Consider the following 21,405-nt stretch of genomic DNA (forward strand, 5'->3'; position numbering starts at 1 on the left):
GCGCTTTAAGCACTCACTTCACTTACCTAACTTCAAATTTACATCATTTTTTAAGCCTTATTTTACTAATATCACCCCTTTTAAAGGAGAAGACATGAAAAATTTAATAGCCATAGTTGTGGTCATCGCCGCACTTGTTTTTGGCGCTTTCAAATACGCAAATTCATTTGTAGTGCTTGATGAAAACACCAACGAGAAGTGGTCTCAGGTGCTAAATCAATACAAAAGAAGAGCCGATCTCGTGCCAAATTTAGTTGAAACTGTAAAAGGCTACGCAGCCCACGAGCAAAAGGTCTTTGAAGACGTGGCAAATGCAAGAAGCAAGAGCATGCAAGTAAGCATCGATGCAAGCAGTCTTAGCGACGAGGCAAAGGTTAAAGAATTTATGGCAGCTCAAGGTCAGCTAGGCTCTGCGCTTGGTAGGCTAATGGCAGTTAGCGAGAGCTATCCAGAGCTAAAAGCAAATCAAAATTTCCTCTCACTCCAAAGCCAGCTTGAAGGCACAGAAAACCGCATAAGCGTAGCAAGACGCGACTACATCGAGGCTGTAAAAGAGTATAACGTAGCCCTTAGAAGCTTTCCAGGTAAATTTATAGTAGGCATTTTCTACCCAGAGATGAAGCCAAAACAAGGCATCGAGGTTAGCAGCGAAGATATGAAAAACCCAAAAGTTTCGTTTGAGAAATAATGAAAAAAATCATTAGTCTTTTGCTCTTTGCATTTAGCTTTTGTTTTGCTCTAAATTTCAATGAGCAGATCAACGATGAGGCCCATATCTTTTCACAAAGCCAAAGAGATGAGCTTTTAAATTTAGTGCAAAATTTCGAGCAAAACAGCACCACACAAATCGCCATAGTGACTTTAAATTCGCTTGAAAATAAGAGCATCGAAGATCTATCGCTTGAAATAGCTAGAGGCTACAAACTAGGTCAAAAAAAAGATAGCAACGGCGTGCTTTTGGTGGTCGCTCCAAATGAGAAAAAGGTCCGCATCGAGGTTGGATACGGACTTGAAGGGATGCTAACTGATGCCATCTCGAGCCAGATCATAAATAGCGTGATGATACCTCAGTTTAAAAATGGCAAGATGAGCGAAGGCGTGAAAGAGGGCGTTTTAGCGATCATAAAAGTGGCTAGCGGCGAGGAATTTAGTAGCAAAACTAGCCTTAGCGACTTGCCTTTTGGCGTGTTTGCCTTTTTTGCTGGCATGCTCTCTTGTTTTGCCTCTGTGATCTTTGGCAAATTTTTTATGCGAACTGGCTTTAGTACGTGCTTTGCTGGGCTTGTATCAACCGCACTTGAGCAGGGATTTGGCGTGCAAAACTACCTTATCATTTTTGGCGTTTTTGCCTTTATATTCGCTGTATTTTTCTTTATTTTAAAAGACGTTTTTAAGAGAAATAGCCAAGGTGGCTCTTTGCCAATGGGTTTTAGGCGCGATAATTCAGGCTCAAATGGTGGCGGTCGCTCAAGTAGTGGCAGAGGAGGTGGCTTTAGTGGCGGCGGCGGTGGTTTTGGCGGAGGCGGAGCCAGCGGCAGCTGGTGAAATTTGGCTTCGCTTACCGCTTAGCTCAAATTTTAGAGCCGAAATTACTCGCTCACGAAATTTTAAAATTTGCCATTTTTCTTTGTAGAACAAAGGATCGTTTTATGGATTTTAGACCCAGCATTTGCATATAAAAGATAAATTTCTTAAAATATGCCAAAAAATTAGGAGCAAAAATGCTATCAGGCGAGCTACTTAAAAGCCATTTTGCTAAATTTGATCTAGCGGAAATGCTTAGTGGGTTTTTAGAGCAAAGTCATTTTGACAAAGAAAAATTTAAAGCACTTAGGCGAGATGGTTTTAAAAGCTTAGATAAGAGCCAAAGAGTGGAGCTTCTTAAAATAGCAGGTTTTAAGGCGTATCTTGACGCGAAATTTCAGGGCTTTTTGCGTGAGCTGATGCAAAGCAAGATCCTCGTTGTAAGCGGCGTGGAGTATAAATTTAGCGAGCTTGAAATTTACACCTGCTTTGATGCAAACACCTACAAAAGATCGTGCGAGGCTGGCGAAATTTACTTTCACAACTTTGGTTTTGACATCTCTTTTAAGAGCGAGCCAGTGCTTTATGGTGGCATTTTGGTAAGGAGTTTAAAGGCATTAAAAGAGCGAAATTTCATCTTTGGACCAAGAAAATGCGCCTTGCATATCTTAAATAGCAAAATAAGTAATTTAAATTTTGATCTAAAAGAGGCTGATTATAGAGAGGATGAGGTCGCTTTTACGCCAAGGATTAGATCGTTTAAAGATGAGATCGAGCTTAAAAATGACGCTTTAAGAGCGGTTAGTGGCGAGTTTAAAGAGGCACTTAAAAGCGCAAAAGAGTATAAAAAAAGAGTTGAAAATGCCTATAAAAAGGGGTGAAATTTATCTTTTTATCGGCTTTGATGGTGCAAATTTTAGCCCTAAAATGCTAGATAGAAAAGAGCATAGAAAGCTAAAAAAATATCCAAATTTAGCAAATCAAAACTCATTTAAACTCTCTCGCTATTTAAAATTTAAAGCAAAAAAACGGGGCAAAATTTGCCTCTCTCACAAAGAAAATATCGCCGTTTTGGCTATCTCAAAAGAAAAAGTTGGCGTTGATGTAGAGGAGCTAAAAGAGCGAAATTTTGACGGAGTGATCAAATTTTGCTTTAACAAAAAAGAGAGCGAAATTTACGCAAATGCCAAAGACAAAATACAAAAATTTTATGAAATTTACACCGCAAAAGAGGCTGTTATAAAAGCCAAAAATTTAGCCTTTATCGACCTTGCTAGGGCTAAATTTGATGAGATGAATAGAAGATACTTGATTATTAATAATCTATTTATCATTTGCCTTGCATTTAAGCATAGCAAAGATATAATTGTTAAATTTTTATGATTTTAGAACACTAAAAAGGTAAAAAGTGCTTGTAAAAAAGATAGCCCTGATCCTTGCTGTATCGCTTCTAGCTCTTGGCTGTGCGAAGAAATTTGATGCGCCAAAGCTGGCGGATTTTAGCTTAAAGGCATTTAAGGTCAGTTCATCAAAAGGGCCGCTAATGCTCTATGTGCAAAATAGCGAAAACGAGTATAAATTTAGCCTTGTAAATGCACTTGGAGCACCAGAAGCTAGGCGAGTTTTAAAGGACGGCACGTTTGCAAATTTGGGCTTCCTGCCGCCAAATAGCGCCTACAACGAGCTTTTTATCAAGGTGCTTGGGATGATAAAAGATGAAAAAAATGAGCAAAAATTTATGATAGATGATCAAATTTATGAGGTAAAAAGCGTTGATATACGTTAGCAAGCCAGCCATTATCAGCGCCGCAGGTAGCAGTAGTGATGAAAATTTAAGCTCGCTTTTAAGTGGCAAGAGATTTTTAAGTAAAAGCTGCGAATTTCACCCACAAAATGAGTTTTTGGTGGGTAAATTTAACGGCACTTTGCCTAGCTTTTCAAGCAAAACTAAAGAGCACTTCAAAACTCGCACCAACGCCTTGCTTTTAAACACGATGCTTGAGATTGATGAGGAGATAAAAAGAGCGATCAAAAAATATGGCAAAAGCCGTGTGGGCGTCGTTCTTGGCACTACTACAAGTGGCGTTGAGGAGAATTTCGAGCCATTTAAAGACTATATCGCAACTGGATTTTTTGATAAAAGCAGGTTTGGCATAAATAGAAACTGCCTTGCAAACGTGGCCGAGTTTGTGAGCGACTTTTACGAGCTTAGTGGCCCAAGCTACTGCGTATCGACTGCGTGTACTTCAGGCGTCAAGGCGGTCATAGAAGCAAAAAGGCTCATTGAAAGCGAGCTTTGTGACGCGGTCATCTGTGGCGGCGTCGATAGCCTAAATACGCTTACGATAAATGGCTTTAACTCTCTTAGTATCCTAAGTAGCGCGCCAAGTCAGGCCTTTTCTAAAAACAGAGAGGGGATAAATATCGGCGAGGGAGCTGGGCTATTTTTGCTGAGCCGTGATGAAATTTCAAACGTCGTAGTCGCCGGTTCAGCCTCAAACTGCGACGCTTTTCACATGACGCAGCCAGATTTTAGCGCAAAAATGGCGGTAAATTGCATAGAGGACGCTCTAAAAAGAGCCAGCATGAGCGGCGTAGACTATGTAAATTTACATGGTACCGGCACGCAGGCAAATGACAAAATGGAGGCAAAAGCTGTAAATTTAACGCTTGGTGCCACCTTTGCAAGCACGCTAAAGCCACAGATTGGTCATACACTTGGGGCTGCTGGGGCGATAGAGAGTGCCATTTGCGCTATGCTTTGCATGGAGGAAAATAGCACTTTGCCACCACACGTTTATGACGGCGAGTATGATGAGAGCTTGGAGGCTGTAAATTTAGTAAAAAGCGGCACGAAATTTGACGTAAAAACAGCGATGTCGTTATCTTTTGCCTTTGGCGGAGATAATGCCGCTATAATATTTAAAAGAGTGAGATGATGATAAGTGACTATTTACCGCACAGCAGCGCCATAACCCTGATCGATGAAATTTTGGAATTTATCCCTTGCGAGAGCATAAAAGTAAGAAGCGTGATAAATGAGCAAAATCCTTTTTTGGAAGATGGGAAATTTATGACGCAAAAGGCGATAGAGATGATGGCTCAAAGCCTTGGCATCTACGACTCAAAGATGCGTGAGTTGCGCGGCGAGAAGGCGATATTTGGCTTTTTGCTAGGAAGTAGGAAATTTGAAATTTTTAGGCCATATTTTAAAGTGGGCGATGAGATAGTGATCATTTCAAAGTGCTCGATCCAAGATGAGAGCGGATTTGGCGTTTATGACAGCGAGCTTTTTGTAAATGGTGAGCTTGGCGCAAGGGCGGTTTTAAACGTGATGAGCCCTGATGAAGAATTTGTAAAAAAGGCACTTAGTGAGTAAGAGAGTATTGATAACTGGATCAAGTAGAGGCATAGGAGCTAGCATCGCTAGGCGCCTTGCTGGCGAGTACGAATTGGTGCTTCATGCAAGAAGCAAGAGCGATGAGCTTTTAAAGATAGCTAGTGAGCTTGGGGCTAAATTTATGACATTTGACGTGGCTGACACGGCTGCGGCAAAAGAGGCCATAGAGGCTGACATGGAGGCAAATGGCGTCTATTACGGCGTTATTTTAAACGCTGGCATAACAAGGGATAATACCTTTGTGGGGCTAAGTGACGAAGAGTGGTTTGACGTGATAGATGTAAATTTAAATGGCTTTTACAACGTCCTAAGACCAGCGCTAATGCCCATGATAAGGGCTAGAAAGCCAGCTAGGATAGTGACACTAAGCTCTGTTTCAGGGGTCATTGGCAACAGAGGTCAGGTGAATTACTCAGCTAGCAAGGCAGGCATCATAGGAGCTAGCAAAGCCCTTGCAGTAGAGCTTGCCAGCAGGGGCATAACAGTAAACTGCGTAGCACCAGGGCTTATAAAGACAGATATGAGCGAAGAAATTTTAAATAGCGACTTCTTAGACGAAGTGCTAAAGGCCATACCTGCAAAAAGAGCTGGCAAGGCAGATGAGGTGGCAGGACTTGTTAAATTTCTGCTAAGCGATGAGGCTAGCTACATCACAAGGCAGGTCATCGGCGTAAATGGAGGGCTTTGCTAATGCGTGTATTTGTCACAGGTATCGGCGCAGTCAGTGCTTTTGGCAATAGCTGGGAGGAGATGAGGGCTAAATTTCTTGAGGGCAAAAACGCCGTGAGATATATGAGCGAGTGGGAGGGCTATAAGGAGCTAAACACACGCCTTGCAGCACCTATCATAGAGTACAAACACCCGCAGGAGTGGGACAGAAAACAGCTAAGAAGCCTTGGCAAGGTATCATGTTATAGCGTGCATGCGGCTGGACTTGCTTTAAAAGACGCTGGTTTGCTAAATGGCGAAGGCTTGCAGGCTGCAAATTTAGACCCAAGCGTGCAAGATGGCAGGATGGGCGTGGCGAGTGGCTCAAGCACTGGTAGCACGGACTCTATCCTTGACATGGCAAAACTAGTTTTGGACATGGATAGTGGCTTTAACGCAAATACCTACATAAAAATGATGCCTCACACCACAGCGGCAAATATCGCGCTATTTTACTCGCTAAAAGGGCGCATCATCCCTACATCTTCGGCATGTACGAGCGGCTCACACGCCATTGGCTACGCTTACGAGAGCATAAAAAACGGCAGCATAGATATGATGCTAGCTGGTGGTGCTGAGGAGCTTTGCGTGAGCGAGGCGTACGTCTTTGACAAACTTTACGCTACAAGTGTGAAAAACAGCACGCCAAATTTGACACCAACGCCGTTTGAAAAAGATAGAGATGGTTTGGTGCTTGGCGAGGGGGCTGGATTTTTAGTGCTTGAAAGCGAAGAGAGCGCTTTAAAAAGAGGAGCTAAAATTTACGCTGAGGTCGTTGGCTTTGGCTCTACGTGTGATGGCACGCACATCACTAGACCACAAAGTGCTACTATGAAAGCGGCGATGAACCTAGCACTTCGCGCGGCAAAACTAGAGTCAAAAAGCATAGGCTACGTAAATGCCCACGCCACCGCGACAAAACATGGCGATATAGCTGAAAGTATCGCTACAAACGAGCTTTTTGGGGAGGATATCGCCATTAGCTCACTTAAAAGCTATCTAGGTCACACGCTTGGCGCTTGTGGCGGGCTGGAGGCGATAGCAAGCATAATGATGATGAGAGAAGAGCTATTTTTCCCAACTATAAATTTAAAAGTAACTGACCCTGAGTGTGCAAAGCTAAACTACTTAAAGGAGCCAACGCCGATAAAGACGGACTTTGTGATGAGTAATAACTTTGCATTTGGCGGTGTAAATACATCTTTGATATTTAAAAGAGTAGATAACAAATTTTAAAAAGGATAGAAAATGAAAAGATTAGTTTCATTAGTTGCCGTTTTGGCATTTGCTTCAAGCCTTAGCGCAAGAGATGACGTGAAGTATCACTCGCTGGACTTCCTAAAAGGCCCAAAGGCTAAAGAATTTTTGCTACCAAACGTTAGCGTTAGCTTTGGCACAGGCTACACAGGCAACATAATAGTTAAAGACCTAACAGCTAATAAAAAGACAAATGGCTTTAACAAAGGCGATGAGGAGGCTTGCCAGATCGCGCTTCTCTCTGCTATCAAGACATTTCAAGAAAGAGCTATAAAAGAGGGCGGCACGAAGGTTGTAAATTTGACTGGATACTACAAAAAACAGCCATTTAACTCTAAAACTCAGTTTCAGTGCGGCAGCGGTTCTTTGATGTCTGGTGTCACGCTAAGAGGCGACATCGCGAAATAATGAAATTTCAAGTAGATTTTTATGACGCTATAGCTTATGGTGAGATCAGCGAGGATCTAGCTAGATACAAAAAAGAATTTGATCTAGCAAAGATCCCGCCTATGCAAAGAAGGAGGCTAAGTAGTGCCGCAAAGTGCGCTTTTAGCCTGCTTAGTAGTTTTGAGAGCATCGACATGCCAGTCATTTTTAGCTCCTATGAAGGCGAGATAAATCGCTGTTTTGAGCTAGAAACTGCGCTTGCAAAGGCTGAGCCGGTATCGCCAACGTCGTTTTCACTCTCTGTGCATAACGCTATATCGTCGCTTCTTGGCATCGAAGCAAAAAATCATAATGAAATTCTAGCCATCTCATCATTTAGCCCAGTAGAAGATGCGCTGCAAGCGGCGTTTTTAAGGCTAAATGACGGATATGAAAGAGTGCTCATTCTTGCCTATCATGAGTCGATATCGCAGAGCTATTTTGATGAGAAAAAGCCATCATTTATGCTAGCGCTCGTCGTCTCAAAGGCAAAAGATAAGAGTGTTTTAGCTCTAAAAAGAGTGGAAAAAGAAGAAGAAATTTCAGAAAATTTACTGCAAAGCTTTATCGTAAATTTTGACCCAAATTTGGCAAAAACGTGGCAAAGTAGTAGCCATTTTTCATCTTGGAATTTTAGCTATGAGCCTTAAAATTTTAAGAACTGGATTTTTATTTTTCTTTTTTGCGCTCATTTGTATAAGTGGCGACCTTTTGCTAGTGCCAGTCGTGCTTTTAGGGCTAAATAAATTTAAATTTGTGCAAAATTTATGTCGAGATCTTGTTAGAGTTTCTTGGGGATTTTTTATAAAAGTTACTAAAATTTGTGGGTATTTAGACTATAAATTTGAGCTTACTAAGCTAAATAGCGGCTCAAATTTAGTCATCGCAAACCACCCTTCGCTGCTTGATGTGGTCTTTTTGGTCTCAAGATTTAAAAGGATAAACTGCATCGTAAAGGGAGAGCTTGGCAAAAATATATTTTTATTTGCGGCTATTAGGGCGTGCAACTACATACCAAACACAAATAACGAGGAATTTTTACAAAAAAGCGTAGATATTTTAAAAAGCGGCGAAAATTTGCTCATTTTCCCAGAGGGCACACGCACAAAAGAGGAGATCATCTTTCATAAAGCGGCCGCGTATATGGGTATAAAAGGCGCGTCTAACGTGGTTTGCGTGGGTATAAATATGGCTCCAAGAAGCCTTAGAAAAAATGAGCCATGGTACAAAACGCCAGATGAAAAGATAAAGTACGTCTTCAAAGAGCTAAAGAAATTTGAAGTTGGTGAGTTTTTAAAAGATAGGCCAAGCCCCGTAAGAGCGAGAGCCTTGCATGATGAGATAAGTAAAATTTATAAGGAGGAATTTAGTGAAAGAACTAGTTAATGAGATAAAAGAGCTGATCATTACAAGCTTAAATTTAGAGGATATGAAGCCAAGCGATATCGACGAGAACGCACCACTTTTTAGCGAGGGGCTAGGCCTTGACAGCGTCGATGCACTAGAGCTTGGGCTTGCTGTGCAGAAAAGATATGGCCTCGTGCTTGACTCAAAGACAGCAAATTTAAAAGATATATTCTTTAGTGTATCTTCTCTTGCAAAATACATTTACGAAAATAGGAAATAACGATGAGCGAAGTAGAAATTTTTGAAATTTTAAAGAAGGCTTTGATCGAGCTTTTTGAGATAGACGAGAGCAAGATAAAGCCTGAAACTAGGATATATGAGGACTTGCAGATAGATAGTATAGATGCTATTGATATGATTGACTACATCAAGCGCCAAACTGGTTATAGACTGATGCCAGAGGACTTTAAAAACGTAAAAACGCTTGATGATATCGTAAAAGCCGTAGCAAAGAAATTTGAAGCATAAGATAGTAAAAGTAGCGCTAGTTTTAGCAAGCATCGCCTATCCTTTGGTGCTATTTTTTTGGCAGGAAAATGCCGCTTTTATCTTTTGCGTGCTATGCGCTCTTTGGTGGGCGAGGGCGTATTTTGAAAGCGCTAAAACAAGGCAGGTTTGCTTAGCAGCTGGGCTATTTTTTGCCGTATGCGCTATTTTTAGAAGTGTAAATTTAGCGCTTTTATATCCAAGTATTGTAAGTCTTGGCTTTTTGGCGGTATTTTTTTACAGCTTAAAGGGCGAGGCGGTGATAACTAGGCTTGCTAGGCTAAAAGAGAAAAAGATAGATGAAAAGGTCGTTAGCTACACAAGAGGACTAACTAAAATTTGGTGCTGTTTTTTCGTTTTTAACGCAGCTTTTGCCTTTGTTTTGGCGCAGTTTGAGGATAAAATTTACTGGAGCATTTACTGCTCATTTGTATCTTATATCTTGATGGGAGTTTTGTTTTTTGGCGAAATTTTATATCGTAAAATTTTTATTTTAAAGAGGGAAAATGGATTTTAAAAAGAGCCTGAAGGCATTTAAATTTGTGGACATTAACAAGGATCTTTACGAGTACGCGGCTACCTTTGGGGCAAATTTAAAAGAGAAAAATTTAAGCGAGATAGAAATTTATTTAAACGAGAGCTTTGACTTTTGCGCCGCTTTTTTTGGAGCGCTTGGGGTTGGCGTAAAACCTATCTTGCTTGCAAAGCCGATATATAGCGGGGATAAATTTGTCATTAATGATGAAAATTTTGGTGATTTTTTAGACTTTAGCAAGAGCATGGAGCTAAAATTTGATCAAAATTCTACATTTTTCCTTCAGACCTCAGGCTCGACAGGAAATAGCAAAAATATCCCAAAAAAACTTGGCGCGATGATAGATGAGGGGCTATTTTTAAAAGATGAGCTTGGATTTAATAAGGGAGATAAATTTTTTGCTAGCGTCTCGCACCAGCATATGTTTGGCCTTACATTTAAAGTCTTTTTGCCACTCATCTCTGGCGCAAATGCCGTTAGCAAGGAGCTAAACTACCCAGAAGCGATCTTTGAGCTTGACCTTACAAATTTAAGCTTTGTAACAAGCCCAGTCCTGCTTCAAACGCTAGTTTCTAGCCCAAGAGCAGCTGAAATTTCAGGGCTAAAAAATATCATCTGCGCAGGCTCGGCACTAAAGAGCGAGCTAAGAGCAAAGATAGAAAGCTTAAGCAGCGCTAGGATAATTGAAATTTATGGCAGCACCGAAACTGGCATAGTTGCTAGAAATTTAGGCGATGAGCTTTTGCTTTTTAGCAAGGTAAAAGCTGCTTTAAACGAGGACGAGGCGTTAAATGTGAGCTCGCCGTGGTGCGAGTTTTTTCAAACTAGCGACTGGGCGGAGATAGACGGCAGCAGGCTGACGCTAAAAGGCAGGATCGATAGGATCGTTAAGCTAAATGACAAAAGGGTCAATCTAATAAGTATCGAAAATAAGATGTTTGAAAGCGGCCTTTTAAAAGACTGCTACTGCGACACGCATCCGAAATTTAAGCGTCTAGCTGCGCTTTTGGAGCTTAGCCAAGAGGGGGTGAAACTCTTTAGAGATAGCGGTAAAAAGGGCGTTGTAGCAAGGCTAAATGAGCTTTTAAGGCCTGAGTTTAAAAATAGCGTGAGATATTTTAAGATCGTTAGCTCGCTTTGCAAAAACGCTCAGGGCAAGTTTTTAAAGGCAAATTTTAAGCTGCTTTTAGAAAAAAACGAGGAGCTTTCTTGGGATAAAAGTAGCGAAGAGGGCGTTTATAAATTTAAGACAAAGCTTAGCCCAGCCCTTGGCATTTTTATGGAGCATTTTCCAAATTTACCGCTTTTGCCTGGCTTTGTGCAACTTGATTTTGTATTTAAATTTGCAAGAGAGATTGGCGCAGAAATAGGCGATCAATGCGTGGTGGAGAATTTGAAATTTTTAAAATTTGTAAGGCCAAATGACGAGCTTTGCATAGAAATTTCGCAAAAAGATGAGAAGATTTACTTTGAGATATTTTGCAACGGCACCAAGAGTGCTGGCGGTAGGATAAAGCTGGGCTTATGAAGACGCTCTTTCTCATACCATTTTACAACCATCCAGAGAAGATAAAAGCCCTTTGTGAAGCGCTTGCAAGCTATAATCTACACATTTTGATAGTTGATGATGGCTCAAACGAGGCTTCAAAAAAAGCGTTGGAAAATTTGAGCGAATTTGACGTAGAAATTTTAACAAGAGCCCAAAATGGCGGCAAGGGAGCTGCGCTAAAAGATGGTTTTAGGCACGCCTTGCAAAATGGCTACACGCACGCGTTTCAGATCGACGCTGACTTTCAGCACGACATAAGCTTGGTAGCGGAGTTTTTAGAGCTTAGCAAAAGATATCCAAGTGACCTAATCATGGCTGATCCAATTTACGGCGAAGACGCGCCAAAGTCGAGGTTTTATGGCAGAAAGATCACAAATTTTTGGGTCAAGATCAACACTTTAAATTTTGACATCAAAGACGCGATGTGTGGCTTTAGAATTTATCCTCTAAAAGAGCTTGAGAGTGCAACCCTCCAAAGTAGCTCAAATAGGATGGAATTTGACATGGAGATCTTGGTAAATGCGGTGAGATATGGCGTAGAGATCAAGTGGATAGCGCTAAAAGTACGCTACGAAGCTGGCGGCGTTTCGCACTTTAAAATGCTAAAAGATAACGCACTAATAAGCCTCATGCACGCAAGATATTTTTTTACTTTAGTGCCATTTTTGCTTGGCAAAGCCTTTAGGGGGCAAAAATACGCATGGTGGCAAAAGGGCGAGAGATCGAATGAATTTTTTCTTAGAGTTAGTCTATTTTTAACTAGAAATTTGCCTATATTTCTCATAAAACCTATCGTTATCATCGTCGTTTGCTTTTACTATCTCTTTTCAAAAGTTGAGAGAGAAAATATAAGAGAATTTCTTTTAAATTTAGAGAAATTTAGCGGTAAAAAGCCTGCAACTGGCGTTTTTAGCAACTTTTATGACTTTGGCATAGCAATATGCGATAAATTTCGCATCTGGCAAAATGGCGTGCTTGAAAGCGAGCTAGAGCTTAGTAAATTTAACAGTATCAAAGATGAATTTGAAGCTTCAAAGCGTGGCAGGATCGTGCTTACAAGCCATCTTGGAAATGTAGAAATTTGCAAGGCGCTCTCACTTAGATCGCCAAATTTTCGCATGATCATCTTGGTTTATAGCAAGGGTAGTGAGAATTTTTATAAAATTTTAGAGCAGATCAGTAAGGGGCAGATCAAATTAATAAGCGTTGAAAAGCTTGATGCGGCTGCGATGATGCAGCTAAAAGAGGCGGTTGAGGATGGCGTGAATATCGGCATAATGGGAGATAGGACGCCGCTTAATGGAGATAAATTTATAAGGCTTAGCTTTCTTGGCAAGGAGGCTAAATTTAACTACGGCCCATACTTGTTAGCTGGCATTTTGGGAGTAAAAGTGAGCGCACTTTGGTGCATAAAAAAGGGCGATAAATTTGATATAGAGCTAAGTGATATCGCTGATGAGATAAAGCTTAGCAGAGACCGCAAGGCAAGCGTCTTGCCATACGTGCAAAGCTATGTAAGGCAGCTTGAAACAAGAGCGTGCAAGAACCCGTCGCAGTGGTTTAACTTTTTTGATTTTTGGAGATGAGAGTGAAAATTTCACACGTTAGTACGTTTAAAGTGGCGTTTTTTGACGTTGATAGTATGGAGGTGATGTGGCATGGCAACTACGTCAAGTACCTAGAAATGGCGCGTTGCGAGCTACTTGACAAGCTAGGATACAACTACATCGCCATGAAAAAAGATGGTTACGCCTTTCCTATCGTAAAACTTGACGTAAAGTACGTGCGCCCAGCCTTTTTTAACGACGTCATAAAGGTCACGACGACACTTAGCGAGTGCGAAACGTTTTTGAAATTTCACTACCTTATAGAAAATGAAAAGGGCGAAAAACTAAGCGAGGCAAATACCGCCCAAGCTGTCATCGAGATGAATAGCTTGCAAACTTGCTTTGAGATGCCAGAAGCCCTAAAAAAGGCGCTTAAAGCCTATAATGAAAAGGAGAAAAGATGAGAAAAATAGCTCTTTTTTTAGCCATTTTTATATCTTGCTTTGGCTATGAGCTAGGTGAGCTTAAAAATATAGTAAAAACAGATGGAGTAAGCGGGAATTTCACGCAGACAAAGAGCCTGGCTGGCTTTAACAAAAGCATAAAAAGCACGGGCGAGTTTAAGCTCGAAAATGGCGGTCTTTACTGGGACACGCTAGAGCCAGTCGTCTCAAAGGTTTTTATAAATAAAGATGGCATCTTTAAAAACGAAAATGGCAAGCTTGAAAAGACGAGCGCAAATTTTGATGAAAAGCTCTTTCTTGCTATCATTAGCCTCGATGAGAGCGAGCTTAGGAAAGAATTTGATATAAAAACAAGCGGCAGCCTAAAAGAGTGGAGCATAGAGCTAAGTCCTAAAAATTTACTCTTTAAGCAAATTTTTAAATCCATAAAGATAAGTGGTGATAAAGCGGTAAAAAAGATCGAGCTTGATGAGGTAAGCGGCGATAAAACGCTAAATGAGTTTAGTATAAAATGAAAAAACTAGCCACGATCTTGGCTTTTATCTTTGTTTTTTTAGCCTCGCTTGGGTATTCGCTTGCAAGCCTAAAAAACGTCCAAACCGACATCTTTTCACTGATAAATTTCAAAGACGCCAAAGAGGCAAAGGTGCTAAAAGAAGTGCAAGATAAGATGGCATCAAATTTTTTGGTACTTGTAAATTCCAAAGAGCTAGCCAATGACGTGCAAAGCTTGGCATTAAAAAGCTCGCTTTTTAAGAGCTTTGAGGCGAACATCGATGTAAATTTAAATGATATAAAAAAGGATATCAACCGCTCAAAGATCGCGCTTTTGAGTAGGGGTGATTTAGAGCTTTTAAAAAGCGATAAAAACGCATTTTTCAAAAAACGCGCAGAGGAAATTTTTAATAGCTTTAGCTTTAGGCTTTTAAATGTAAATGATGATTTTTTCTCGCTAAGTAGTCGCTTTAGCGCAAAAAATGGCAATGTAAGCTTAAATTTAGCAGATCTCATGCTTGAGGTAAAGGACGGAAAAAAGAGCTTTTTCTTGCTAAAAGGCGAGCTAAAAAAGGGAGCTTCGAGTGAGGGGCTAATAAAATTTTATAACGAGCTAGAAGCGCTAAAAGTTGGGCAAAACGAGCTTTTTGTGCATTCAAGTGCGCTTTATCAGGCATTTTCAAAGCAAAAAAACGAGAGTGAGAGCCTTTATATGAGCGTGGTCTCACTTAGTTTGACCGCTATATTTTTGATGCTTGCTTTTAGAAATTTACGTATTTTTTATGTGATATTTATCGCTGTATTTGGCTTTAGCGTGGCATTTGCAGGCACTTTGCTCTGCCTTGGTGAGCTAAATATCCTTACTATTTTAATAAGCACAAGCCTAATTGGCCTTATGTTTGACTACATCTTGCACTGGCTTAGCAAAAACGAGGGCGAAGCGATCAGGGCTAGTAGCATAAAAAATATGCTAAAAATTTTCTTGCTAGGCCTACTTATCACGCTTAGTGGCTATCTTGCTTTTACTTTTTCTGATCTTAGGCTACTAAAAGAAGTGGCGCTATTTTCAGCATTTGCGCTAGTTGCTGCGTTTTTAGCTAGCTACTTTTTCATGCCTTTGGTCTTTGAAGGGGTGAAATTTTATAGATCAAAGGTTTTTAATGCGTTTTTAACTAAATTTTGCAAGCTCTCAGACATGGCTGCTAGGCATTTGGGGGTTAAATTTCTAGCTATCTCACTTATTTTGCTAGCTATTTTTCTTGTTTTTGATCTTAAAAATTTATCAAAAAGCGAAAACGTAAAAGACTACTCAAATATGCCAAAGAGCCTGCTAGCGGACTCTTCTTATATCTTAAGTCTAACTGGCAACAACCAAAATACGATGATAGTGACAAGATCTAATGGCGACATTTTGGCTGATGAAAAGAGCCTTTTAGATGAGCTAAAAAAGAGAAATTTGATAAAAGATAAGAGCTCGCTAAGCGATATGTTTTTAAGTAAAAGCGAGCAGAGCGAGCTAAAAGAGGCCTTTAAAAAGGCGCTTGATGATGAGCAAATTTATGTGATTTATGAGAAATTTGGCTTTAGCAAAGATGAAGTGCGAAGTGAAATTTTAAAGGTTTTGGGCGAAAAAGAGCTTAGTGTTGGTGAAATTTTAGCTCTAAAATCGATGAAAGATTTTAAGAAATTTATGCTTGATGAAAATGCAAGTGTGGCTTACGCGAGTGACTTTGTAAAAGGGACGGCAAGTGATGAGCTGCTAGAGCGCCACAACGCTTTTAGTCTAAATTTCGCTAGCTCACTAAATGAGAGTCTGACGCAGGCAAAAGAGCTTGCACTAAAGCTAAAAATAGCAGCGCTTGTGATCGCGTTTTTGCTACTTTGGTTTTATTTTAGTGCGCTTATCTCGGCACTTGTGATGGGCGTCATCATCTTTGGCGTGCTTCTTACTCTCTTTATCTTTGCCATTTTTGGCGTAAATTTAAGCATCTTTGGAGTCTTTGGGCTCATACTTGCAAGTGCTGTGGGGATTGATTACATGATATTTGCGCTAAATGCGAGCCTTAGCGAAAAAGAGCGAATTTATGGGATATTTTGCGCATTTATCACGAGTTTTATCTCCTTTTTCACACTCTCTTTTAGCCAGACCGCCGCTCTTAGCGTCTTTGGGCTAAGCGTTAGCCTTTGCGTGCTGATATATGGGCTATGTGCTAGCGTTTTGGCTTGTAAAAATATAAAAATTTAGCTTTGTTTTTATGCCCCAAGCGTTTTGGCTAGCTTGGGGCTTTGGTGATATTATTTTATGACGGCTAGTTTGCCTGTGCCAGCGTTTTGATTTACCTCTTTTTGGACGTTTGAAGCTTCGAGGAGCTCAAATTTATATGGAGGCTCAAATGGCGGTTTGTCTAGCTTTTCGCAAACGCTGCCTTTTTTAGAAAGGTCTATGTTGCCGCTTTCAAAAATGGTGCCTTTGTTACATTTATAGCTTATCTTGACGCCATTTGTAAAGTAGTTGTTTTGAGCGTATACTAGCGAGCCAAAGCGCACTCCAATGGCGTATTTTTGGTCATAAAAGCCATCTTTTGAGTCATAAAAGTTGTTATAGACGTGCACCTTTGCATTGCGTGCCATAGGTAGGCGTTGCGCGCAGTTGTCAAAAATGTTATGAGCGACCGTTATAGTTCTCGTTTCGCTGCTGCCGTCAGAGTCTCTTGAGCCTATTAGCATCGTTTTGTCGTGATTTTCAAAGATGTTATGCGAGATCGTGATAGCCGCACTATCCCCCTTGATGTCGCATAGTCCGTCATAAGTTTGCCATTTAGTAAGCTCTCCGCCTGCTAAATTTACATGGCTAAGCTCCACTGTGTCCTTAAAATGGCAGTGATCTACCCAGATGTTTTTGCTTGACTCTATGCTAACGCCGTCATATTGCGCGTTAAAGCCATCATTTTTTTGTATATCTGGAAATGGATCAAAAGCATCTTCGATCTTCATATTACGGATCGCGATATTTTGGACATTTTTTAACAAAAGTGAGCCGCCTTTTATGCCTGAGTTTTCGCCTAAGCCGATTATTGTGGTGTTGCTAGCTACCGGCACTACGATGAGCTTTTTGTATTCGTTGGCTAAATTTTTGCGAAGCGCTGCTAGCTTTGGATCTTGCGAACCATCTAAAAATGCACGGCATGAGGCGCCGTAAGCTCGCATAAATTTGACATAAGAGCTAAACTCGCCACTGCTAATCTTGCTTATAAATTTATCCAACCCCAAGCTCTTGCCATTTTGCGGGATATTGCCTTCGCTAAGGTCTATGAGCCCCTCCACATAGATGACGTAACCACCCATTTTGGCGTATTTTACGAGCTCTTGCCTATCTTGGATGGCGACTTCTTTGCTCTCTTTGCCGTCGTATCCGCCAAAATTTTGCTCTGCACCAATGCTAGCGTAACCAAAAGGCGAGTCACTTGCTTTTATCTCGCCCACCTGTGCCTCAGCGCCAAATGCAAATGACGAAAAAACAGCTAGAAACAATATCTTTTTAAACATCTTTAGCCTCCTAAATTTGGCTTTTTATTCTTGATATTTTATTGCGAATGTCGCCGTTAAATTTAGTGCTATTTTTAAAAAGATAAATTTTACGCGAAAAATATCTCGCTTTTTAGGCGAAGCAAACATAGATAGGCGCTTAGTACGCTTTGCTCTCTAACGTAGTTGCGCTCCCCTTTTAAAAGTAGCCTCTCAACCTCGATGTTGCCGTTTCTATCGCCAGCTGCGACATATACCGTGCCAACTGGCTTGCTAGCTGTGCCCCCACCTGGTCCTGCTATGCCACTTATAGCAAGCGCAAAATCCGCATTTGTCGTGCTTAGCGTGCCTTTTACCATCGCTTTTACGCAAGGCTCGCTCACAGCTCCGTAACTATCTAAAATCTCATCCTCAACGCCCAGCCACTCGTGCTTTATGTGATTTGCATAAGTTACTAACGAGCCATCAAAGCTAGCTGATATGCCGCCATATCTTGTAAATTTAGCCGCCGCAAGCCCAGCCGTGCAAGACTCAGCAAATGAAATTTTAAGTCCCTTTTGCATGAGCTTTTTTGCTACAAATTTGATCACATCTTTTTGCGGGATAAATTTTTGCGAAAATAGCGTTTTTACCCCTTGTAAAAAGCTCTCGATCTGGCCAAATTTATTGCTTTTTGCCCTTACTAGTATCAAATTTGGCAGGATCTGTGCAAGAGTGATATCGACCTCGTAAGTTTTAGCAAGTGGTAGCATAAGGATCTTAGCACTATCTGCGTCGATGTCTATTAGATGAAAGTAGCTAAAATCAGGCTCGTACTCGGTGAGAAACTCGCCTAGCTCTTTATTTGGATTAGCTTTTATGAGATTTATCTGAGCGTTATTTAGGCTGGCTAAAAAGCTATTTTTTGAGTAGTCTAAGCTATCTTTAAGTGCAAGTGTAGTGCTATCTTTTAGCTCGAGCGAGCCCCCAGTTAGCGTCGCCATGATCTTTGCGGCGATGGCAAAATTTTCATCTGAGCCAAAAATGCTTACAAAGTCGTAATCTTTTGATAAATTTTCGATTATAAAAGGTAGCTCTTTGCTATTTTTGGGAGCAAAACTAACCACTCCAAGCTCGCCAAAATGATCCTCGTAGCTTTGAAAAATGTAGTTTAGAAATTCTCTATTTATCTCAAGATCTTCGCCTATTATCAAGATACTTTGTCTCATTTTTAAGCTCCTTTTTTTGCCTCATTATACTATTTTTCAGTGTGATTTAACCAGCACAGGTGTAAAATTAACAAATTTTAAAATCAAGGTAAAAAATGGACTACAAAGAGACACTTTTACTCCCAGAGACAAATTTCCCGATGCGCGGAAATCTCCCACAAAATGAACCACAAAGACTAAAATCATGGTACGAAGAGCGCAAGGTTTACGAAAAAATGAAGAAAAACCGCCAAAATGCGGCTAAAAGCTTCAACATCCACGACGGCCCTCCGTATGCAAACGGACACCTACACATCGGCCACGCGTTAAATAAAATTTTAAAAGATATCATTACAAAAACGCACTATTTTTATGGCGAAAACGTCCGCTACGTGCCAGGCTGGGACTGCCACGGCTTGCCGATCGAGCAGCAAGTCGAAGTAAAGCTTGGCGATAAGAAAAAAGAGCTTAGCAAGGTCGAGATCAGGGAGCTTTGCAGGCAGCACGCGAGAGAATTTATAGACATTCAAAGAAATGAATTTAAAAGCCTTGGCATCATCGGCGACTTTGAAAATCCATACATGACGATGAAATTTGAGTTTGAGGCTGACATCTACAAAGCGCTTTGCGAGATCGCTAAAAAGGGGCTTTTAGTAGAGAGAAGCAAGCCAGTTTATTGGAGCTGGGCAGCTAGATCGGCGTTAGCTGAAGCTGAGGTCGAGTACGAGGAGAAAGAGGATTACTCTATTTACGTAGCCTTTGAGCTTGACAGCGACGCACTTGAGAAGCTTGGCGTAAAAGAGGCGAGTGCTGTCATCTGGACGACCACGCCTTGGACACTTCCAGCAAATCAAGCCATAAGCCTAAATCCAGATGAAATTTACGTCCTAACAGCTGAAAATTTAATCTTTGCAAAGCCGCTACTTGAAAGCGTTGTGCAGAGTGGTCTAAGCAAGGGCGAGGTCAAAAAAGAGTTTAAATCAAGTCTGCTTGAAAACACTCACGCGATAAATCCACTAAATGGTAGACAATCTAAATTTTTACTAGGCGACCACGTCATGATGGATGGGGGCACTGGACTTGTTCACACAGCTCCAGGTCACGGCGAGGACGACTACTACGTATGTTTGAAATATGGTTTTAGTGAAATTTTGATGCCAGTTGATGATGGTGGCTGCTACGATGAAAGCATAAAACATCACGGGCTGTTTAGAAGCGACGTGGTAGATGAGTTTGTCGGTATGCACATCTTTAAAGCAAATGAGAAAATTTTAGAGCTACTTGGCAAAAATTTACTTAGCGTCTCTAAATTTAGACACTCTTATCCATTTTGCTGGAGAACGCACAAGCCTGTCATTTATAGAGCCACAAAGCAGTGGTTTATAGCTATGGACGAGGCTAAACTAGGTGGCAAAACGCTTAGGCAAACAGCGCTAAAAGAGCTTGAAAAGGTTAAATTCTACCCAAGCGTGGGCATAAAAAGAATAGGCTCGATGATAGAAAATCGCCCAGACTGGTGCATCTCTCGTCAGCGTGACTGGGGCGTGCCGATCGCGTTTTTCAGAGACAAAGCGACAAAAGAAGTTATATTTGATAGTGAAATTTTAGACCACATCGCAGGCATCTTTAAAGAAAAAGGCGCTGATGCGTGGTGGGCGCTAAGCATAGACGAGCTTTTACTAAAAGGCTCAAAATACAAAGCTGAAAATTTAGAAAAAGTGATGGATATCCTTGACGTATGGTTTGATAGCGGCTCGACATGGCATGCGGTCTTGCAAAGCGATGAGTACGACGCTGGCAAATACCCTTCAAGTATGTATTTAGAGGGTTCAGATCAGCACAGAGGCTGGTTTCAAAGCTCGCTTTTAGTAAGCACAGCTGTAAATTCTCACGCACCTTATGAGAGCATACTAACTCACGGCTTTACCGTCGATGCCAAAGGCGAGAAGATGAGTAAAAGTAAGGGCAACGTTATCGCTCCACAAGATGTGGCTAAAACTCACGGCGTCGAAATTTTACGCCTTTGGGTTGGTATGAGTGATTATTCAAGTGATCTAAAAATAAGCGAAGATATATTAAAACAAATAAGCGAGCAATACCGCAAAATCCGCAACACGATCCGCTTTTTACTAGCAAACGTAAATGACCTTGAGAGCCTGAATACAGAGTTTAATATCCTTGATAAATGGATACTAGCACGCGCCAAAAAGGTCTTTGACGAGGCGAGCGCTTGCTTTAAAAACTACGACTTTTCAAAGGGCTTTAATATCCTTTTAAATTTCCTTTCAGCCGATCTTAGCGGCGTATATCTTGATGTTTGCAAAGATAGACTTTACTGCGACGCAAAAGACGCCCCAAGAAGAAGATCAGCTCAAAGCGCAATGGCGATCATCACAAAGACATTGCTCCCACTCATCGCTCCAACGCTTACTTACACCGTTGATGAGGTGATGGACTACGCTCCAAAGATCATCAAAGGCGAGGCGAAAGACGCGTTTGACTTAGTCTATGAGCCAATTAAATTTGACCTTAGCTTTGAAGATGAGATACTTTTTGCCAGCAGGGAGAAATTTAACGAGATCGTGGATGTTCTTAAAAAGGACAAAAAGATAAAATCAACTCTAGAGCTAAGCTTAGAGACCACAAACCACAGCATCACAGGCTACGACGAGCGCGAAGTGGCTGATCTTTATATGGTAAGCTCAGTTAGGCCTTATGATGATAGCGAGCCATTAGCTGAGTTTGAGCTAGAGGGCGATAAATTTAAGATCATAGCAAGCAACCTTCACAAATGCCCAAGATGCTGGAAATTTAACGCTAGCAAAGAAGACGCGCTATGCCCAAGATGTGAAGAAGTCATAAGTGCTAAGTGAGCCAGTAAGCGCAACTATCATA

General features: G+C 41.1%; 23 protein-coding genes. 21 read left to right on the forward strand and 2 right to left on the reverse strand.

All coding sequences use genetic code 11. From position 1 onward, the window contains the following. The first annotated feature begins 94 nt into the window (after nt 1-94). The 20 genes from CVT08_RS01435 (at nt 95) to CVT08_RS01530 (ending at nt 16,043) form a co-directional block, all read left to right on the forward strand. Nucleotides 95-688: a LemA family protein gene (locus CVT08_RS01435; RefSeq protein ID WP_103598401.1), complete on the forward strand. Its 594-nt coding sequence runs from the start codon at nt 95-97 to the stop codon at nt 686-688. Beyond that, nucleotides 688-1,545 carry a TPM domain-containing protein gene (locus CVT08_RS01440; RefSeq protein WP_107856489.1) on the forward strand — a complete coding sequence of 286 codons (858 nt, stop codon included), beginning with the start codon at nt 688-690 and terminating at the stop codon, nt 1,543-1,545. The genes CVT08_RS01435 and CVT08_RS01440 overlap by 1 nt, the downstream gene beginning before the upstream one ends. A gap of 176 nt (nt 1,546-1,721) precedes the next feature. After that, nucleotides 1,722-2,405 (forward strand): ABC transporter substrate-binding protein, encoded by a 684-nt coding sequence (locus CVT08_RS01445; protein ID WP_107856488.1) that lies wholly within the window; start codon nt 1,722-1,724, stop codon nt 2,403-2,405. Further along, nucleotides 2,386-2,907, forward strand: a complete 522-nt coding sequence (locus tag CVT08_RS01450; RefSeq protein ID WP_107856487.1) for a 4'-phosphopantetheinyl transferase family protein — start codon at nt 2,386-2,388, stop codon at nt 2,905-2,907. The genes CVT08_RS01445 and CVT08_RS01450 overlap by 20 nt, the downstream gene beginning before the upstream one ends. A 25-nt stretch (nt 2,908-2,932) precedes the next feature. Further along, entirely contained in the window at nt 2,933-3,310 is a 378-nt protein-coding gene (locus tag CVT08_RS01455; protein ID WP_107856486.1) for a hypothetical protein, read from the forward strand. Further along, on the forward strand, nt 3,297-4,463 hold the full coding sequence (locus CVT08_RS01460) for a beta-ketoacyl synthase N-terminal-like domain-containing protein (protein ID WP_107856485.1): 1,167 nt from the start codon (nt 3,297-3,299) through the stop codon (nt 4,461-4,463). The genes CVT08_RS01455 and CVT08_RS01460 overlap by 14 nt, the downstream gene beginning before the upstream one ends. Continuing rightward, the gene (locus tag CVT08_RS01465) at nt 4,460-4,903 is read left to right on the forward strand and encodes a thioester dehydrase (RefSeq protein WP_107804694.1); all 444 of its coding nucleotides are present in this window, start codon (nt 4,460-4,462) and stop codon (nt 4,901-4,903) included. Before CVT08_RS01460 ends, CVT08_RS01465 begins: the two co-directional genes overlap by 4 nt. Further along, a complete protein-coding gene (gene fabG, locus CVT08_RS01470) occupies nt 4,896-5,615 on the forward strand; it encodes a 3-oxoacyl-ACP reductase FabG (RefSeq protein ID WP_107856484.1) in 720 nt (239 codons plus the stop codon). The genes CVT08_RS01465 and fabG overlap by 8 nt, the downstream gene beginning before the upstream one ends. Beyond that, nucleotides 5,615-6,868 (forward strand): beta-ketoacyl-ACP synthase, encoded by a 1,254-nt coding sequence (locus tag CVT08_RS01475; protein ID WP_107856508.1) that lies wholly within the window; start codon nt 5,615-5,617, stop codon nt 6,866-6,868. The genes fabG and CVT08_RS01475 overlap by 1 nt, the downstream gene beginning before the upstream one ends. Nucleotides 6,869-6,880: 12 nt before the next feature. Beyond that, nucleotides 6,881-7,297, forward strand: a complete 417-nt coding sequence (locus tag CVT08_RS01480; protein WP_107856483.1) for an excinuclease ABC subunit A — start codon at nt 6,881-6,883, stop codon at nt 7,295-7,297. Beyond that, nucleotides 7,297-7,965, forward strand: coding sequence for a beta-ketoacyl synthase chain length factor (locus CVT08_RS01485; protein WP_107856482.1), 669 nt, complete (start codon nt 7,297-7,299; stop codon nt 7,963-7,965). Before CVT08_RS01480 ends, CVT08_RS01485 begins: the two co-directional genes overlap by 1 nt. Continuing rightward, on the forward strand, nt 7,892-8,701 hold the full coding sequence (locus CVT08_RS01490) for a lysophospholipid acyltransferase family protein (protein WP_230855944.1): 810 nt from the start codon (nt 7,892-7,894) through the stop codon (nt 8,699-8,701). Before CVT08_RS01485 ends, CVT08_RS01490 begins: the two co-directional genes overlap by 74 nt. Beyond that, nucleotides 8,685-8,942 carry a phosphopantetheine-binding protein gene (locus CVT08_RS01495; RefSeq protein WP_103573562.1) on the forward strand — a complete coding sequence of 86 codons (258 nt, stop codon included), beginning with the start codon at nt 8,685-8,687 and terminating at the stop codon, nt 8,940-8,942. The genes CVT08_RS01490 and CVT08_RS01495 overlap by 17 nt, the downstream gene beginning before the upstream one ends. Before the next feature lie 2 nt (nt 8,943-8,944). Then, nucleotides 8,945-9,190: an acyl carrier protein gene (locus CVT08_RS01500; RefSeq protein WP_012140380.1), complete on the forward strand. Its 246-nt coding sequence runs from the start codon at nt 8,945-8,947 to the stop codon at nt 9,188-9,190. After that, nucleotides 9,180-9,725, forward strand: coding sequence for a hypothetical protein (locus CVT08_RS01505; protein ID WP_107856480.1), 546 nt, complete (start codon nt 9,180-9,182; stop codon nt 9,723-9,725). Before CVT08_RS01500 ends, CVT08_RS01505 begins: the two co-directional genes overlap by 11 nt. Beyond that, nucleotides 9,715-11,271, forward strand: a complete 1,557-nt coding sequence (locus CVT08_RS01510) for an AMP-binding protein (RefSeq protein ID WP_107856479.1) — start codon at nt 9,715-9,717, stop codon at nt 11,269-11,271. Before CVT08_RS01505 ends, CVT08_RS01510 begins: the two co-directional genes overlap by 11 nt. Continuing rightward, the gene (locus CVT08_RS01515; RefSeq protein ID WP_107856478.1) at nt 11,268-12,878 is read left to right on the forward strand and encodes a glycosyltransferase family 2 protein; all 1,611 of its coding nucleotides are present in this window, start codon (nt 11,268-11,270) and stop codon (nt 12,876-12,878) included. The genes CVT08_RS01510 and CVT08_RS01515 overlap by 4 nt, the downstream gene beginning before the upstream one ends. Continuing rightward, nucleotides 12,875-13,303 (forward strand): acyl-CoA thioesterase, encoded by a 429-nt coding sequence (locus tag CVT08_RS01520; protein ID WP_103603351.1) that lies wholly within the window; start codon nt 12,875-12,877, stop codon nt 13,301-13,303. The genes CVT08_RS01515 and CVT08_RS01520 overlap by 4 nt, the downstream gene beginning before the upstream one ends. Continuing rightward, the gene (locus tag CVT08_RS01525; RefSeq protein ID WP_107856477.1) at nt 13,300-13,818 is read left to right on the forward strand and encodes a LolA family protein; all 519 of its coding nucleotides are present in this window, start codon (nt 13,300-13,302) and stop codon (nt 13,816-13,818) included. The genes CVT08_RS01520 and CVT08_RS01525 overlap by 4 nt, the downstream gene beginning before the upstream one ends. Next, on the forward strand, nt 13,815-16,043 hold the full coding sequence (locus CVT08_RS01530) for a hypothetical protein (protein WP_107856476.1): 2,229 nt from the start codon (nt 13,815-13,817) through the stop codon (nt 16,041-16,043). The genes CVT08_RS01525 and CVT08_RS01530 overlap by 4 nt, the downstream gene beginning before the upstream one ends. A 50-nt stretch (nt 16,044-16,093) precedes the next feature. Here the strand turns inward: CVT08_RS01530 and CVT08_RS01535 are convergent, their stop codons facing one another. Next, nucleotides 16,094-17,344, reverse strand: coding sequence for a pectate lyase family protein (locus CVT08_RS01535; protein WP_107856475.1), 1,251 nt, complete (start codon nt 17,342-17,344; stop codon nt 16,094-16,096). 89 nt (nt 17,345-17,433) lie between these two features. Further along, the gene (locus tag CVT08_RS01540; protein WP_103599453.1) at nt 17,434-18,531 is read right to left on the reverse strand and encodes a CinA family protein; all 1,098 of its coding nucleotides are present in this window, start codon (nt 18,529-18,531) and stop codon (nt 17,434-17,436) included. Between the two features lie 95 nt (nt 18,532-18,626). Here CVT08_RS01540 and ileS point away from each other — a divergent pair, with 95 nt between their 5' ends. Continuing rightward, the gene (gene ileS, locus CVT08_RS01545; protein WP_107856474.1) at nt 18,627-21,383 is read left to right on the forward strand and encodes an isoleucine--tRNA ligase; all 2,757 of its coding nucleotides are present in this window, start codon (nt 18,627-18,629) and stop codon (nt 21,381-21,383) included. Nucleotides 21,384-21,405: the final 22 nt, after the last annotated feature.

It is taken from the genome of Campylobacter concisus (assembly GCF_003048835.2).
In the GTDB taxonomy this organism is placed as follows: Bacteria; Campylobacterota; Campylobacteria; order Campylobacterales; family Campylobacteraceae; genus Campylobacter_A; species Campylobacter_A concisus_D.